The following is a 16,606-nucleotide window of genomic DNA, read 5'->3' as shown; positions in this document are numbered from 1 at the left end:
CTTAAATATCCAAATGCAACTTCATTTCGTCCACAGCACTCCCCGGGGTTATCATCGGTACCACATTCTCCTCCTCCATCACAGCACATTCCAGTATATAAGGACCGTCCGTGGCCAGCATTTTTGCTATCTTGTCCTTGAGATCCTCACGGTTAATCGCCACATCGTATGGTATTCCGTATCCCTCGGCAATCGCATCATATCTGGGATTAAGCATTCGGGTGAAGGAGTGACGGTGATCAAACATCAAGTCCTGCCATTGACGCACATTGCCTAAATAATTATTGTTCATCACTATCATCTTGACAGGAGTCTGTTGCTCCATGATGGTGCCCAGCTCCTGAATAGACATCTGGAAACCTCCGTCACCCATAAAGCAGCATATCGTGCGATCGAGAGTCCCGAAAGCAGCTCCTATGGCTGCGGGAAGGCCAAAGCCCATGGTTCCCAGACCACCGCTGGTAACGATACTTCGTTTTTTTGTATAGTTGAAATATCGGCTCGAAATCATCTGATTCAAACCCACATCATTCACTAAGACGCCATCGGCACCCACGGCATTGGTCACGGCTCTCACCACCTCGCCCATCAACAAGGGTCCGGATTCAGGACGTGTTGCGCCATCGATTACTTCTCGTTTCTCTTCTTCATAGAGCGGGGCAAACGACTCTATCCATTCGCCATGATCGGCTTTTTGCAGCAGTGCCGTAATGGCCGGCAAACTTTCTTTGCAGTTGCCCACCACAGCTACATCGGCCCTTACATTCTTGTTTATTTCTGCAGGATCAATATCCAAATGAACAATCTTTGCCTGCTTGGCATAATCATTAAGCCGCCCGGTGTCACGGTCAGAAAAGCGCATGCCCACTGCGATAATCACGTCGGCCTCCTGTTGCTTCACATTAGGTGCATAGTTGCCATGCATGCCCAGCATACCCATATTCAGCGCATGATCTGTTGGCAGCGCCGACAATCCAAGCAATGTACGTGCAGCTGGGATGTTGGCCTTTTCTATAAAGTCTTTCAATTCATTCTGCGCATCGGCAATCTCCACTCCATGTCCCACAAGAGCCATGGGTTTGCTGGCATTGTTGATCAATTCGGCTGCTGCTCTCACGGCCTCGCGGTCGATCTTCGGATAGGGCAAATAAGAACGCACCGCGTTTGTCTTACCCGGCATCCACTTGGCTTTGCTCACTTGTGCATTCTTGGCAAAATCGAGCACCACAGGACCGGGACGACCACTCCGGGCTATATAAAAAGCACGGTTCACTGCCCATGCTACATCCTCCGCATGTCTGATTTGATAACTCCATTTGGTGATGGGCTGGGTCATTCCAACAAGATCCACTTCCTGAAAAGCATCGGTCCCCAAGTCGTTGATGCCCACTTGTCCGGCAATCACCACAATGGGTATAGAGTCCATCATTGCATCAGCCACACCAGTCAAGGTGTTGGTGGCACCGGGACCCGACGTCACCAAAGCCACCCCAACTTCTCCACTCACGCGCGCATAGCCCTCTGCCGCATGGGCTGCAGCCTGCTCATGGCGCACCAACACATGATGAAACCACGGCTCACGCTTATGGGTATAGGTATACAACCTGTCAAAAACGGGTATAATCGCTCCGCCAGGGTAACCAAATATCGTTTTTACATTCTCCTGGTATAAGGCGCGCATCAATATCTCTGCACCGCTGCACTCCTCTCCGATCTGAATTCCCGCCCACGGAGACTCTGTTTCCTGTAGACGGTTGTCGCTCTGTGTAGCGTATTCTTTTTTCTTACTATCCATTATCCTAACAAATTAATCTCTTGGAGGACTATTTAATCTACAATTCTAACCCCACCCTTATCGGCTGAACTAACACTCTGAGCATAAGCTCTCAAGGCTTTACTTACCAGTCGATTACGTTTTAAGGGTTGTTGTCTTCTGTTTGCAAGTTCGTCTTCGCTGAGCTTCACCTGAATACTCCGGTTGGGAATGTCTATCTCGATGATGTCTCCATCTTTGATCTTACCGATATTTCCGCCCGAAGCTGCCTCTGGCGAGATATGTCCAATACTCAGCCCACTGGTTCCGCCGGAGAAACGTCCGTCGGTAATCAGTGCACACGCTTTGCCAAGGTGGCGGCTCTTAATATAAGATGTGGGATAAAGCATCTCCTGCATACCTGGTCCCCCTTTAGGACCTTCGTGGGTAATAACCACGCAGTCGCCACTCTTCACTTTCCCACCAAGAATTCCCTCACAGGCATCCTCTTGAGAGTCGAAGACTACAGCAGGACCTGAAAAATGCCACAGGCTCTCGCTCACTCCAGCCGCTTTGACCACACATCCATCTTGTGCTATATTGCCAAACAACACGGCCAGACCACCGTCCTTGGTGTAGGCGTGTTCCAGCGATCGAATACATCCGTTTTCCCTGTCCGTATCCAAAGAGGGCCACTGCTCATTCTGGCTTCCCATCTTCGTAGAGAAGCGGTGACCAGGGGCACTATGGTAAATCCGGTCGGCTTCGGGCGAGATGTTTGGCTTCGTAATATCATACTCAGCTATAGCCTCACCCACAGTCAAACCATCTACACGTTTGACATGGTTGACGATCAGTCCACCCTTGTTCAGTTCACCCAAAATACCCAAAATGCCTCCGGCCCGATTGCACTCCTGCACCGAGTATTTCTGTGTATTGGGTGCTAACTTACATAGGCAGGGTACACTTCGACTCAGTCGGTCGATGTCCTTCATCGTGAAATCCACTTCGCCCTCCCGAGCCACTGCCAGCAAGTGGAGAATGGTGTTGGTGCTACCTCCCATGGCAATGTCAAGCGACATGGCATTCATAAAGGCATCGCGCGTGGCAATATGACGCGGCAAGACGCTGTCGTCTCCATCCTCATAATAAGCCATCGCATTTTTGACGATCTGTCGGGCAGCTTGCCTGAACAGTTCTATACGGTTGGCATGTGTAGCAAGAATTGTTCCATTGCCGGGCAGCGACAAGCCAATGGCTTCGGTCAAGGAGTTCATGGAATTGGCCGTGAACATGCCCGAACAGCTTCCACATCCCGGACAGGCCGATTCCTCTATTTTTTTCAGCTCCTCATCGCTGACCTCTGAGTCAGCACCCTTGACCATAGCTGTGATCAAGTCAGCATTTTCGCCACGCCAACGTCCGGCCTCCATCGGGCCACCTGAACAAAACACCGTTGGAATGTTTAGGCGCATCGCAGCCATGAGCATGCCGGGCGTTACTTTATCACAGTTGGATATACAGATCATGGCATCTGCCTTATGGGCATTGACCATATATTCCACAGAGTCAGCAATAATATCGCGTGAAGGCAACGAATAAAGCATGCCGTCATGCCCCATAGCAATACCATCATCAATAGCGATTGTGTTGAATTCAGCTGCGTAGCATCCTGCCTTCTCTATCTCCTGCTTTACTATTTGGCCAATCTCGTGCAAATGGGTATGCCCCGGCACAAATTGTGTAAACGAATTGACAATAGCAATAATCGGCTTGCCGAATTGCTCATGTTTCATGCCTGCTGCTACCCAAAGCGAACGAGCCCCGGCCATACGCCGACCCTCCGTGCAAACTGCACTTCTCAACTTGTGTTTCATAACAAAACTATATTATCTTTATGCAAAGGTACAGTTTTTATTTATAATCGCAACGAAACGGAGTATATAATTTCTTTTTTCAGTGCAAAATGTAAGCAAAATGCCAACATTTCTTTTAGTTTATTAGTCAAGGGTCGCATAATAACTCTCATATGCATCCGACAAATTGGAACTTGTCAAAATGAATTAAAATAGGTATAACCAGCAAGATGGGTTGCAAAACCATGCAGAAATGGTAATCTGAGAGGTATATGTTGTGTCAAGAAAAGTTCACCAAAAGACTGTTGTGGATTAATCATGCTCCAGACTCAATTGCGCCATGTTTCTGAAATAAAAATCGGAAATAAAACCCGTTTCATCTCCCATACCGTTGCGATTAGTATCGATTCATGATGCGGCAACAGTGCATTCGCACAATCGCGAAGCCACAATCGAATCGTCACTAAGCCTTAATCGTGCTACCAATAAGCCTTAATCGCAGGTTGATCAGATTACAAACAAAACAAGACAAGTATATGTAACTAATAATCTTTTGGTTATCAATAGATTACAAAACCAGCTCGTTCTTTCATTATTCTGAGCAAACGCTTTGTTATTTTCAAATTTGACAAGCATATGTGCGCTGTTGTCAAATTTTATATCTAATAAAAATCCCGCAGCCCTAATGGTTGCGGGATTTTCTTATAATCATTGCTATTAGTTAAAATAGCAAGCTGAGCCTGTTTGGTCAAGGATTATAAAATCTCTTTGACTCTTTGAATGTCGTGTTATTGATTACTGAACGTAAACAACTGCCAATCGGTTAGAGGTTGCACCCTGTACACCCTTACCGGTAGCTTCTTCGATCACGACGCCTCTGTTCTTCAAGTAGTTGGCAACAACGTCTGCACGAGACTGAGACAGTCTGTCGTTAATTTCCTTAGAACCTTCAGGTGAAGCTGTTCCAACAACCTGTACGTGTGAGCCTGACTTGATGTTGTCAAGAGCATTTTTAGCAGCTCTGGTCAATACGGACTTGCCCTGAGCAAATGTTACGAACACAAGGTTCTCAACCTTAACAACCTGCTTGGGAGCAGCGGCAGGAACTTCCTTAACAACTTCCTTAACAACCTCCTTGGGCTTCTGAGCCAACTGATTGCGGAGATCATTGATTGTAGAGTTCAGTGCATCAATTTCGTGCTGGTCGCGCAACTGGGCAATGGTGAAGTTATGGCTGCCATTCGAATTCTTAAACTTGTATACAAATCCGGCGTTCAACTGAACGAAAGATTTGTTGATGTTATACTCTACGCCTTCGTAGCCAAAACCATTCAGACCCCAGATCACAGCGGGCTCAACATAGAACTGCCAAGCCTTGGCGTCTCCAAGATTGAAAGCAAAGTTAAGTCCAGCCTTCGAGGTCAAGCTATTTGATTTAACAATATTCTGACCTGCTGCCATCTTAGCTCCCTGATCGGCATGCTTGAAGTCGGCACCAACATATTTGTCGCTATTGCCGAAAACATGTCCCCAGCCAAGGCCATAAATTGCACTAACCTCAAGAGGACGAGGCTCACCCTCGTAACCACCGAACCAGTTGCTCAGGTTAACAGTACCCAGCAAACTTGTGTTGACTGCACGAACTGCGGTTCCTACAGATTTCCAAGGCTTATTGGAAAAATATGCATTGCTTTCTACAGCAAGTCCGAACACCGGAGTAAAGTTGCGGCCGATACGAAGGCCCGCATTAGGATTGAGATCCTTCATCCATGCATGGCCTGTGGTTTTGGTAGCCACGCCACCATTTATACCAATGTATACATTGTCAAATGTTTTGCTCTCTGTAACAGTCTGAGCTGTCATCGTGGCAGCAAACATTCCTGCTGCCATTAAAGTAAATAATTTTTTCATACTCTCTGTTATTAAATTATATTGTCTTTATATCCTATTTAACATGATGCAAATTAAAGAAAAAAAACTCAGTTCTCCAAAAGAATTTTCTTAAATTTTTATATTTTCACAATCTTATTGATATAGAACAATCCATTGCTTCATACGAGCAGCCAGTGTCAATATCATTTATCAAATATGACCAGTGTTTTGCAGACCATTATACACGGTCTTATTGTGATGAAACCGGTTATAATGAACAAAAATATTAACCTCTTCTATAGTTCAAATATCCTTACAGTGTAGGGAGGAAGTATGATGCCAGACCCGTCTGTTTTGCTCTTTTCGATATTTACCTTGTGGTCTCCTGTTTTTGCAGAAAAGCCCTCGTAACTCGTTCCAGAAGGAATATTGAGCCCTTCAACATTCAAAGTGAGCTGGGAAGGCAATGCATTCACAAGTTTCAGATAGGTTCTACCCTTCTTGGTGTCTTGAACGACACTGGCAGCCACTCGATATCTGAGATTGTCCTGAATGTCAACAGATGAATCAACATAGAGATTCCCATGATAAGTTCCCCATAAACGCTGAACGTGGTAACTCGGGGTAAGATTCGCCAGGGTGTCCCCATTAAAATATATCAGGTTAGGATTCCAGTTGGCATGCCCTTCGCGACAGAGCAGCGGGGCATAGCTCGACATCACAACAACGTCGCCGTTTCGTTCTAAACCACAGAGGTGCATGGCCTCGACGAGTGCACTCTCGTGCGTGGTGGAACGCGATGCCCATTCACCAAGATAGACCTTTGGAGCACTGCGATCGTAGTTGTCGTAATAGTCCTGATGGTGCATATACCATCCGGTGGACTCATAATAGTGCTCATCTACCATGTCAATGATGTCTTTGTGGGCTTTAGCAAATTTCCATCCCTCAATATAGTCGGCGGAAGGCTCATGAAATGGCCCCACCGTACCACAAATAATAATATCGGGATATTTCTGTTTAATCGTTCTGCAGATCATCTCACAACGTTCTTGGAACGCCGTGGAAATGATATCCTCATTGCCAATACCTATGTATTTCAGGTTGAACGGTGCCGGATGTCCGGCCTCTGCACGCATACGTGCCCATTTTGATGTAGTAGGATCGCCATTGGCCCATTCTATCAGATTAAGCATCTCCTGACAATAGGCGGGCATATCTTTCATCGGAATACCACCCTGTTGTCCTCCATAGCCGTCTTGATCAGGATGAGAGTTTTGACAGGGAACGCCAGCCGCAAGTACAGGTAACGGTTCTGCTCCAATATCCTCGCAGAACTGGAAATATTCAAAGAAGCCTAAGCCACGTGTTTGATGATAGCCCCAAATATTCTTCGCAGGCTTACGATTTTGCCACGGTCCTATGGTTTCGTTCCAATGGTAAATGTTAGACAGTCCCTGGCCATGAGTCATGCAACCACCGGGAAAGCGAACGAATTTCGGGTGCAGGTCGGCTATAGCCTGGGCAATGTCCTTGCGGAGACCATGACCCTTAAACGTTTCCTCGGGGAACAAGCTGACCATATCTACATCAACGCTGCCCGACTTTAAGGGGACAAGAGCCAAACGCACATTTTCTTGAAGGGCTTTCTTGTTGACAGAGAGCCTGGCCGAATAGCGATTCCAGCCCTGCCCCTCGGTTTTGATTTTCGCCTTAGCTATTATCCCTTGGCTGCCAACCAACGCCACCAAAACCTGGTTCTTTCCTGCATTCTCATTGCGGAGATATACAGAGAAGTCAAACTCCCGGCCAGGTGCTGCCACAATGCCATCCCATCCTATATTGTATAAGGTGTCTCGAGAGGCCTGTACTGCATAGTTGGGGTTATTTTTGCTCAAAGGTGCGTCTGTTTTGATAACAATCGGCTGGTTTGATTGCCATGCCGTAGTGGCATTCCATTCTCGTCGGTCGTCCTTAGAATATTCAAAATCACGGTTTTGTAACAATTCGGCGTAAAGGCCACCATCGGCAGCATAACTGATGTCTTCAAAAAAAACACCCATTAACTTGTCGCTAATAGTCTTTGTTTTCGTTGTATTCACCGTGAGCTTGGCTGTCACATTATTACCAATGGAAGCAAACCGTTTGGCATCGTCTCGCATTGTTTCACGACTGAGTTCAGCATCGTGTGCCAAGGCTTGAAAGTATTGTTTGATATAATCCAAATGAACCTTGGGTACATCAAATAAGTTTCCTGCGTATGTTTTGCCATCGACAGAAGCCGTATCCCTCAGCCAAGCCACATTATCGATCGTACTAACACCGGGGGTTTCAGTGAATTTTCTGAAATCACTGCTTGCTTGAACATAGCGTCGGCTACTATCCTTTGCCTTATAATAAATATCGAAAGTGCCATCGTCCATCTGGAACATAACAGGCTCGAATACTCCTTTTTGAGATACACGAGGATAGTCTTGAGGTCTCCATGTCACCAAATCCTCACTGTATGCAGCTGCAAAGCATGGGGAATAATCATTCACACCAAACACTAAGCGCCAGGTACCATCGTTGGCATGCAAGACGTATGGGTTATACATTTTCTTTTCAGCTCCCCATTGGGCATAATCTGATCCACAGAGTTGGCCGGCATTGTGCCATTTGCTGTCATCGGTGAGATAGGCAACGTGCAGCCCACTCTTTTCGCCAGGAGAATAAAGAAATATCTGGCAAGTGGTATCATTGCCTATAATCTGATAGGACGGTTGTTGTGCATGGACTTGAAAAGATAGGGATAATGCTACTGCTGGCAATAACAAACGGATTGTCTTCATGTTTAGGGTTTTATGATTATACATGCAAAGATAATGGTTTTCCTGATTAATCCCCAAAAAAGATTAGCAAAAAAACACTTAATAAAAAAGACTGACCGTAATCACTACGAGCAGTCTTCAAATTAGAGAGTTATAAAAAATCAAGTTAACGCTAATACCTTATTTGTAAATTTCTTTTTTTCCTGCGGAGAGAGTGTTCTTCATCAGTGAGCATATTGTCATGGGACCAACGCCTCCCGGTACGGGCGTTATGAAAGAACACTTTGGGGCGACCTCATCAAAATTCACGTCGCCATTCAGACGGAATCCACGCTTCTTGGTTGCATCGGGCACACGGGTTGTGCCGACGTCTATGACAACAGCACCGTCTTTTACCATATCAGACGTTACGAAGTTCGGCCTCCCGATAGCAGCGATAATAATATCTGCATCGCGACATTCTTCACGCAACGTAGCTGAATGAGAATGACACACCGTTACGGTGGCATCGCCAAGCTGTTTTTGCATCATGAGCTGGGCCATTGGCTTTCCAACAATGTTGCTACGTCCGAGTATCACACATTTCTTGCCGGAAGTCTTGATGTTGTAATGCTGCAATAAGGTAAGGGTTCCCAATGGGGTTGCCGAAATAAAACAAGGCAAGCCTATAGCCATGCGCCCCACGTTGACAGGATGAAAACCATCGACATCCTTGCGGTAGTCGATAGCCATAATTATCTTTTGCTCATCAATATGATTGGGTAGCGGCAGCTGAACGATAAAGCCGTCGACGTCATCGTTGTTGTTCAGGTCATCAACACAGGCCAAGAGTTCCTCTTCCGTTACATCATCCTCGTAACGAATAAGTGTTGACTTGAACCCGCATTGTTCGCAGGCTATCACCTTATTCTTGACATAGGTTTCTGATCCTCCGTCATGACCAACAAGAACCGCAGCTAAATGTGGCTGCTTTCCGCCGGAAGCGATAATATTTTTCACATCCTCGGCGATTTGTTCTTTTATTTCAGCAGCTGTTGCCTTGCCATCAATCAGTGTATATGCCATTATTATTTTTTTAAAATGTTACATGGAGGGCATTCCGGGCATTCCCCCCTTCATGTCTTTCATCCTTGCCATCATAGACTTCATTTGGTTACCCGTAACCATCTTCATCATCTTGCGAGTCTGATCAAACTGTTTAACCAATCGGTTCACCTCCTGAATGCTTGTTCCCGAGCCCTTGGCAATGCGTAAACGACGACTCTGGTTGAGCACCTCCGGATTGGTTCGTTCTCTTGGAGTCATGCTCTTGATAATAGCTTCGATACCAACAAACGCATTGTCGTCTATGTCAATATCTTTGATAGCCTTGCCCACACCGGGTATCATGGCTGCCAAATCTTTCAGGTTTCCCATTTTCTTGATTTGCTCTATCTGATTCAGGAAATCATTGAAATCAAACTTGTTTTTCTGAATCTTCTTCTGAAGTCGTCTGGCTTCCTCCTCGTCAAACTGTTCCTGGGCACGCTCCACAAGTGAAACCACATCGCCCATACCAAGAATTCGGTCAGCCATTCGGTCAGGATGAAATACATCCAAGGCTTCCATTTTCTCGCCTGTTCCGATGAATTTAATGGGTTTGGTTACCACTGTACGGATAGAAAGGGCAGCACCTCCACGTGTGTCTCCATCAAGCTTGGTCAGAACCACTCCGTCGAAATCGATTCTATCGTTGAACTCCTTAGCGGTATTCACTGCGTCCTGTCCGGTCATGGAATCCACTACAAACAAGGTTTCATCCGGAGAAATCGCTTCCTTCAACGAGGCTATCTCGTTCATCATATCCTCGTCTACTGCCAAACGACCTGCAGTATCGACTATCACCACGTCATTTCCTTTTGCTTTTGCCTCCTGGATGGCGTGAAGTGCAATCTCATTTACGTTCTTGTTGCCCTCTTCTGTATATACAGGAACGCCTACCTGCTCGCCAACTACTTTAAGCTGTTCGATAGCTGCTGGACGGTAAACATCGCATGCCACAAGCAAAGGATTCTTCCCTCGTTTATTTTTCAGCAGATTCGCCAACTTCCCACTAAATGTGGTTTTTCCAGAGCCCTGTAACCCTGACATCAGCACAACGGCAGGTTTACCACTAAGGTGAAGTTCAGAAGCCTCGCCACCCATCAATTTAGCCAACTCGTCATGAACAATTTTCACAAGCAATTGACTGGGCTTGACAGCAGTGAGCACATTCATGCCTAAGGCTTTATCCTTTACCGTATTCGTGAAATTCTTGGCTACCTTGAAGTTAACATCAGCATCAAGCAATGCACGGCGAACATCCTTCAATGTTTCTGCAACATTGACCTCCGTGATCTTACCCTCTCCTTTCAGTATCTTAAAGGAACGTTCAAGACGGTCTGTTAAATTTTCAAACATACTGCTACTTTGGTTTTAGACAAACGAACACCTCTCCACACTCGCATGTGGAGATCCTGTTTGTAAGTATTTATGTGCAAAGATAAGCAATTATTCATTGACCCATGCACAATTTGAGAAGTTTTTTACATATTTAATTCTTCAAGGAATAGGTAACAGTAGTCACGACTCTCACCTTCTTAATGTAAGGAGTGTTCCGATCTCTGTCTTCAATAGAAAACTGCCCTTGATCCGCACTCACGATTTTATTCAGATTGGAATCGGAGTTCTTTGCAAACTGCTCAGCGGTAGTTCTGGCATTGGCTATGGCCTCCTGCATCATCTTGGGCTTCATTCCTTGAAATGACACATACTCATATTCTATTTGCGAGTCATAATCACCTCCAACGATTGCAATGCCTTGTTTCAGCAACTCTCCCTGCCGGGAAATAATGGCTCTCACTCCCTTGACGTTACGCGATGTTACCGTTATCGTGGAGGTAATGTTGTAACGATAGGGTTTCTGATTTACGGAATAGCGGTCAGCGTTCATGTCCACCACTTTGGGTGCATTGACTTGCATCTCACTCGCCTTCACACCGTTTTTCATCAGAAAAGCCTTGATTGTCTGTTGTTTTTGTGCGATACGATTGTAGAGATCGGGCAACTCATCTCCCATTTCCTGAAACACCACGGGCCATGTCACCTTATCAGCCTCAACTTCTCTTTCTGCCAGACCCTTCACAGTAACTTTTCTATCTTTGTTGGCAAAATCATCAATACCCCAACGAATACACAACCCCAATACAATAATACCGAAAGCAATAATCGCCGATTCATATAACCTGCTATTTTTCATACTCCTTAGTTTTAATGATTATTTCTTCAAAGATAACTGAATTGTTTGGAAAAGTCACCGTTATTATTGATTTTTTAACGGATGAGTTCGTTCTATTGATAAAAATAACGGATTATGCTCCCAATGAGAACATAGTTATTAAATTGCTGTTGTTTCCAAAAGTTGCATTAAATTTTGTTGATATCGACATACCCATGCATCACGGCATATATCGTAAGTGCCGACACACTCTTCACACCCAACTTGTCCATGATATTCTTGCGGTGCGTGATAACAGTGGTCAATCCGATGTTAAGTTGGTGGGCAATTTCCTTGTTAATATACCCCTCCACAATAAGCGTCAACACCTCGATCTCCCGGCCAGACAGTTCCTTGACAGAGAGAGACTTGGGCATATCCGGCAAGTTCCTTCCCTGAGCATGGGCATGCTGTTCGAGCATCAGAAGCGAACGCACGAACTGGTCTTCCGGTAGGTTAACGCAGAGACTGTGAAAACCACTGGGCTGAGTCAAAGGATCATTGCTTGTCGTGAGAACAATCGTCTTATGACGTCTGTCAAGAAAGAACTGACGATGCGGAATAAGAATTCCCTGGACAATGAAGTAATGGTAAAAACTATCCGGGTTGCTTTCTTCCAACGCCTCGAACGATGAAAAGGTATGCACATCCATAATCGGTATCACCTGCTGAAGAATCTGCTTCATGCCTAACACCGAGAGTGTGTTGGAGTCAATGATCGCTATCTTTGGCCTACTCATCATAACTTGACGCTGCTGATATCCACTAAGTTATTAACAATGGCATAGATGGTCAGGCCGGCGGGAGAATGGATTTGCAGCTTCCGCGCAATGTTCCTGCGGTGAGTGATGACAGTATTGATCGATATGCACAAATGGTCAGCAATTTCCTTGTTGGTCATGCCCTGTACCAAGGCAATGATGACATCCTTCTCGCGACCGGACAGATTTTCCTGCGAGCCTGGACTGTTATTAATCATATTGCTAATCTTTTGGCTCACATCGTTCTGTTTCGTTTTCCTTTCCAGACTCCGAATGACAGGTATGAAAATCTCATCCTCCACGTCGGCATGTTCCTTAAGCCACTGTTCGCAGTTATATATCTCATAAAGAGCCGCCGTAAGCTGGTTGTTGCGCAACCCATCGGAGGGAAGATATTTAATAATAATATTCTTCAGTTCGCTTAGCTTTTGGTCTATCTGCGTATGATGTTTGGAGAAGGTCTCAATGTCGTAGTTAGGCGATGCATTTCCCTTGGCGAGTTCCTCAACATATGGAAATACCGTTTTCTCCTCATATTGCATGTGCTTGCGAATGCTATGAGCATATTCGTCAAACAGTTTGAGAATCAGCCGGGCCAAGTTATCGTTCTCGTCGAGCGCATCTACCAGCGCCCGACGAATATAGGGCAATTCAAAGTCAAGGTAATAAACATGACTCGCCTTGAGATATTGCATCAGTGTAGGAATAGACAAGCGCACCGTATCCTCATAATTGTGATAGCCATTAATCGTAAAATTGATGACAGCAAGGAAGGTGTAAGTATCCACACCCTGACTCTCACATACCTCTTTCACCGTCTTGTCACCAAATCCCAAATTGATGCCAAACGACCCAAGACTCTGCAGTGTGTTATAGTTGTCCTTGATGATGGAAATCAGCTTATCATCAGGTTCGTATATCTTGTGATTCTTCATCCTTACAGCTCCTTTTTATAGAGGAAACGAGAGAACCGTAAATCACCACTGTAAGTGTAAAATATTTGTTTCGAGCGATGTCTCGGTGTCTTTCCACTTATTTTCGTTACAAAACAGTTCGAAATATTGCCAAGACCAATTTACAGAACTCCCCATAAATATTGTGCAAATTAACTAAAAAAAAACGAGATACCCAAACGATTTGGTCTGCTTTTTGTCAAGCGGGCTCACTATACCTATAAATAATGATGCCAGAGTATGCCCACTAATAATATAGGTGTCTACATATTCAGCATTCGCCTTTTGCACTCCCGCAACCAACTATTTCAATTCTCCAAACCAAAAATCGGGGCATATCCACGAAAAGGAATGCCCCGATTGATGCTTAGTCTAAATATGCAGAAAACTATACCGTTTTTAAAAGCGATCGTTATTGCCATAGTTGCCACGACCCTCACCATAACCACCACGATGGTTGTGATAGCCTCCGAAGTTCCTACGAGGAGCACGTTCCTCACGAGGGCGGGCTTCGCTCACATTGAGAACCTTCTCCTCGAATTCCTTACCATTAATCGCCTCAATGGCTGCCTTGGCCTCATCGTCGTTAGGCATTTCCACGAAACCAAAGCCACGTGAGCGACCTGTTTCGCGGTCAGTGATGATACGGGCAGAAGTTACTTCGCCATAAGAAGCGAAAAGATTCAACAGGCTCTCATTCTGAGTGCGGTAGTTGATGTTTGAAACAAAAATGTTCATTACTTTGTTATATTACAATAAATTGGATAAATAAATACTATACTGTTCATCCCAGTGGGATGTGACATACACCCGTCATCTCCGTAATTAGAGACACGAATCTGCTACCGGTGAATCATCAAAACATGAGAAAATCACTGCCTTCAGAGCTTGGGGGTTATCATCGCTGCTTGTCTCAACACCTCGTCTGCCGTTCGTCTAACAGCAAACTACAAGAAACTACATTTTGAGGTCAATTTTTACGATGATAAGCCCACTGTAAACAGTTGGGTGAAACATTGTGAAGAATAGATACTACAAAACCAATCGTTCTTATGGCGACAAAGGGATGTAATAAAATCGATACCACCGCACAAGTTTGGAAAAATTTATACTTTTCTTTCAAAATTCCATGCCACGGAACCACCTCCATCTTATGATTAATTAAGGTTAAAAAGGGCAAACACGCTGATAAAGTCGCAAATAATTAATATATTTGCACTGTAAATCAGTAATATTAGAATATGAAAAAGATTTTAGTCATAGCCTTGCTATTCGTAGCCAACATTAGCGCTGCATTGGCACAGGCTCAAATTAAATTTGACACACTGAGCCAAAATTTGGGTTCATTCTCAGAATCAAACCCTGTTCAGAAGTGTACATTCACATTTACTAACGTAGGTGACCAGCCCTTGATAATCAACCAGGCCGTAGCCAGTTGTGGTTGCACCGTACCCTCATATACGAAAACTCCCATCAAATCGGGCGAGAAGGGAAATATCACCGTTACCTATAATGGAAAAGGAAAATTCCCTGGGCACTTCAAGAAAACCATAACGATCCGAACCAATGGGGTTCCAGAAATGACGCGCCTGTACATTGAGGGAAATATGCAGGAAGTCAAGGGAGACAAGAAATAACACATGAATTTCCACATGCACACTATTATTGATGCATGTGGATTTTTATATCTTTACCTTTCCCCTACACTGCATATACCATGTAACCTTTTTATTAAACGACCTCCTCTACTCTTTTTATAAGCTACCTTACCAAACACCCCGCGGCACACTATCCTTGCCTATTAAACTTTCAACCATAAACACAATGCAAGAATCTATTAAAAAAGCACTCTCTGGTGATTTTGACAGGAAGAAGGCCCTTTGGTTTGTCATTACTGCTATCATCACCTTAATCGTTTGGAATCTTCCAAGCACAGTATTTGGAATCGAAGGGCTTACCGTGGTGCAGCAACGCGTCATTGCTATCTTCGTCATGGCAGTCATGCTCTGGCTTACAGAGGCTATCCCGGCTTGGGCCACATCCGTAACCATAATCTTCGTCCTGCTATTCTGCGTCAGCAATTCCTCGTTTAAATTTTTACAGGGCAATGGTGGCGAATATGGGCAACTGCTCGACTCTGTCGGCATCATGGCCTGCTTTGCCGACCCTACAATCATACTCTTTTTAGGCGGATTTATCTTAGCTATAGCTGCCACCAAATCCGGGCTTGACGTATGGATGGCCAAGACTCTCATCAAGCCCTTTGGCACAAAAAGTCAAAATGTTCTTCTTGGCTTTTTACTGATTACGGGAGTGTTCTCCATGTTTATCTCCAACACCGCCACTGCCGCCATGATGCTCACATTCCTTACGCCTGTATTCAAGGCGCTCCCCGCCAATGGCAAGGGACGTATTGCATTGACGATGGCCATTCCCATCGGGGCAAACCTTGGAGGCATGGGCACACCGATCGGCACACCACCAAACGCGTTTGCCTACAAGGTGCTGAACGATCCTGCCGGACTGAACATGGACATTGGCTTCGGTCAATGGATGATGGTCATGGCACCTCTTGTAATCGTTCTGCTTATCATCGCATGGTTTCTGCTCTGCAAGTTTTTCCCATTCTCACAGAAAAACATTGAACTCGAAATCGAAGGCAATATGCAACATAACTGGCGCACTGTCGTTGTGGGATTAACATTTGCCGTCACGATTATCCTGTGGGTGTTTGGAAAACAGTTTGGCGTAAACGCCAACACCGTGGCCATGCTGCCCATTGCCGTATTTGCGTTCACCGGAGTCATCACTGCCAAGGATTTGCAGAATATAGACTGGGGGGTTATCTGGATGGTTGCTGGCGGTTTTGCTCTTGGCTTAGCCATGAACGGAACGGGGTTGGCAGAAGTTGCCATCAAGTCCATCCCCTTTGGAACATGGAGCCCCATCGTCATTCTTGTTATCGCAGGCCTCGTGTGCTACTTTCTCTCCAACTTTATCAGCAACACGGCTACCGCGGCCTTGATGATACCTATTCTGACTGTTGTGTGCGAAGGTATGGGCGACAAGCTCAACATCATCGGCGGAACATCCACGGTGCTTATTGGCATTGCCATCGCAGCCTCTTCAGCCATGTCGCTCCCCATCTCCACACCTCCAAATGCCATTGCTTTCTCAACGGGACTTATCCAACAGAAAGACATGGCTAAGACCGGACTTGCAACAGGAATCATTTCACTGATTATAGGTTTCTCACTGTTAATTATAATCGGCAAAATGGGAATCTTCTAACATCAATGAATAAAC

12 protein-coding genes are annotated in these 16,606 nt (G+C 45.3%); 2 read left to right on the top strand and 10 right to left on the bottom strand.

Features of this window, described 5'->3' with window-relative positions:
- Position 1: 1 nt before the first annotated feature.
- The 10 genes from ilvB to HMPREF0645_RS05415 all read right to left on the bottom strand — a co-directional run bounded on the left by ilvB (position 2) and on the right by HMPREF0645_RS05415 (position 14,038).
- Positions 2–1,795 (bottom strand): biosynthetic-type acetolactate synthase large subunit, encoded by a 1,794-nt coding sequence (gene ilvB, locus HMPREF0645_RS05460; RefSeq protein ID WP_007173912.1) that lies wholly within the window; start codon positions 1,793–1,795, stop codon positions 2–4.
- Between the two features lie 32 nt (positions 1,796–1,827).
- A complete protein-coding gene (gene ilvD / locus HMPREF0645_RS05455) occupies positions 1,828–3,630 on the bottom strand; it encodes a dihydroxy-acid dehydratase (protein ID WP_007173911.1) in 1,803 nt (600 codons plus the stop codon).
- A 774-nt stretch (positions 3,631–4,404) separates the two neighbouring features.
- Complete coding sequence (locus HMPREF0645_RS05450; RefSeq protein ID WP_007173910.1) at positions 4,405–5,520, bottom strand: OmpA family protein; 1,116 nt, start codon at positions 5,518–5,520, stop codon at positions 4,405–4,407.
- A 257-nt stretch (positions 5,521–5,777) separates the two neighbouring features.
- Positions 5,778–8,312: an alpha-L-arabinofuranosidase C-terminal domain-containing protein gene (locus HMPREF0645_RS05445; protein WP_044123322.1), complete on the bottom strand. Its 2,535-nt coding sequence runs from the start codon at positions 8,310–8,312 to the stop codon at positions 5,778–5,780.
- 159 nt (positions 8,313–8,471) lie between these two features.
- A complete protein-coding gene (folD, locus tag HMPREF0645_RS05440) occupies positions 8,472–9,356 on the bottom strand; it encodes a bifunctional methylenetetrahydrofolate dehydrogenase/methenyltetrahydrofolate cyclohydrolase FolD (protein WP_007173908.1) in 885 nt (294 codons plus the stop codon).
- An 18-nt stretch (positions 9,357–9,374) separates the two neighbouring features.
- On the bottom strand, positions 9,375–10,730 hold the full coding sequence (ffh, locus tag HMPREF0645_RS05435; RefSeq protein ID WP_007173907.1) for a signal recognition particle protein: 1,356 nt from the start codon (positions 10,728–10,730) through the stop codon (positions 9,375–9,377).
- A 133-nt stretch (positions 10,731–10,863) separates the two neighbouring features.
- The gene (locus tag HMPREF0645_RS05430) at positions 10,864–11,568 is read right to left on the bottom strand and encodes an SIMPL domain-containing protein (RefSeq protein WP_007173906.1); all 705 of its coding nucleotides are present in this window, start codon (positions 11,566–11,568) and stop codon (positions 10,864–10,866) included.
- A gap of 167 nt (positions 11,569–11,735) precedes the next feature.
- The gene (locus HMPREF0645_RS05425) at positions 11,736–12,326 is read right to left on the bottom strand and encodes a response regulator transcription factor (protein WP_044123423.1); all 591 of its coding nucleotides are present in this window, start codon (positions 12,324–12,326) and stop codon (positions 11,736–11,738) included.
- Positions 12,326–13,282, bottom strand: coding sequence for a LuxR C-terminal-related transcriptional regulator (locus tag HMPREF0645_RS05420; protein WP_007173904.1), 957 nt, complete (start codon positions 13,280–13,282; stop codon positions 12,326–12,328). The genes HMPREF0645_RS05425 and HMPREF0645_RS05420 overlap by 1 nt, the downstream gene beginning before the upstream one ends.
- A gap of 417 nt (positions 13,283–13,699) precedes the next feature.
- Entirely contained in the window at positions 13,700–14,038 is a 339-nt protein-coding gene (locus HMPREF0645_RS05415; RefSeq protein WP_007173903.1) for an RNA recognition motif domain-containing protein, read from the bottom strand.
- Between the two features lie 503 nt (positions 14,039–14,541).
- Between HMPREF0645_RS05415 and HMPREF0645_RS05410 the strand changes: the two genes are divergently transcribed.
- Entirely contained in the window at positions 14,542–14,937 is a 396-nt protein-coding gene (locus HMPREF0645_RS05410; protein ID WP_007173901.1) for a DUF1573 domain-containing protein, read from the top strand.
- Positions 14,938–15,124: 187 nt separating this feature from the next.
- Positions 15,125–16,591, top strand: coding sequence for an SLC13 family permease (locus HMPREF0645_RS05405; protein WP_007173900.1), 1,467 nt, complete (start codon positions 15,125–15,127; stop codon positions 16,589–16,591).
- Positions 16,592–16,606 lie beyond the last annotated feature (15 nt).

Origin of the sequence: Hallella bergensis DSM 17361, assembly GCF_000160535.1 — a bacterium.
GTDB classification, from domain to species: domain Bacteria; phylum Bacteroidota; class Bacteroidia; order Bacteroidales; family Bacteroidaceae; genus Prevotella; species Prevotella bergensis.
This window is presented reverse-complemented; position numbering and strand designations above follow the sequence as displayed.

Coding starts and splice junctions, on each gene's coding strand:
- ilvB (WP_007173912.1), bottom strand. CDS start 1,795: ATGGATAGTAAGAAAAAAGAATACGCTACACAGAGCGACAACCGTCTA.
- ilvD (WP_007173911.1), bottom strand. CDS start 3,630: ATGAAACACAAGTTGAGAAGTGCAGTTTGCACGGAGGGTCGGCGTATG.
- HMPREF0645_RS05450 (WP_007173910.1), bottom strand. CDS start 5,520: ATGAAAAAATTATTTACTTTAATGGCAGCAGGAATGTTTGCTGCCACG.
- HMPREF0645_RS05445 (WP_044123322.1), bottom strand. CDS start 8,312: ATGAAGACAATCCGTTTGTTATTGCCAGCAGTAGCATTATCCCTATCT.
- folD (WP_007173908.1), bottom strand. CDS start 9,356: ATGGCATATACACTGATTGATGGCAAGGCAACAGCTGCTGAAATAAAA.
- ffh (WP_007173907.1), bottom strand. CDS start 10,730: ATGTTTGAAAATTTAACAGACCGTCTTGAACGTTCCTTTAAGATACTG.
- HMPREF0645_RS05430 (WP_007173906.1), bottom strand. CDS start 11,568: ATGAAAAATAGCAGGTTATATGAATCGGCGATTATTGCTTTCGGTATT.
- HMPREF0645_RS05425 (WP_044123423.1), bottom strand. CDS start 12,326: ATGAGTAGGCCAAAGATAGCGATCATTGACTCCAACACACTCTCGGTG.
- HMPREF0645_RS05420 (WP_007173904.1), bottom strand. CDS start 13,282: ATGAAGAATCACAAGATATACGAACCTGATGATAAGCTGATTTCCATC.
- HMPREF0645_RS05415 (WP_007173903.1), bottom strand. CDS start 14,038: ATGAACATTTTTGTTTCAAACATCAACTACCGCACTCAGAATGAGAGC.
- HMPREF0645_RS05410 (WP_007173901.1), top strand. CDS start 14,542: ATGAAAAAGATTTTAGTCATAGCCTTGCTATTCGTAGCCAACATTAGC.
- HMPREF0645_RS05405 (WP_007173900.1), top strand. CDS start 15,125: ATGCAAGAATCTATTAAAAAAGCACTCTCTGGTGATTTTGACAGGAAG.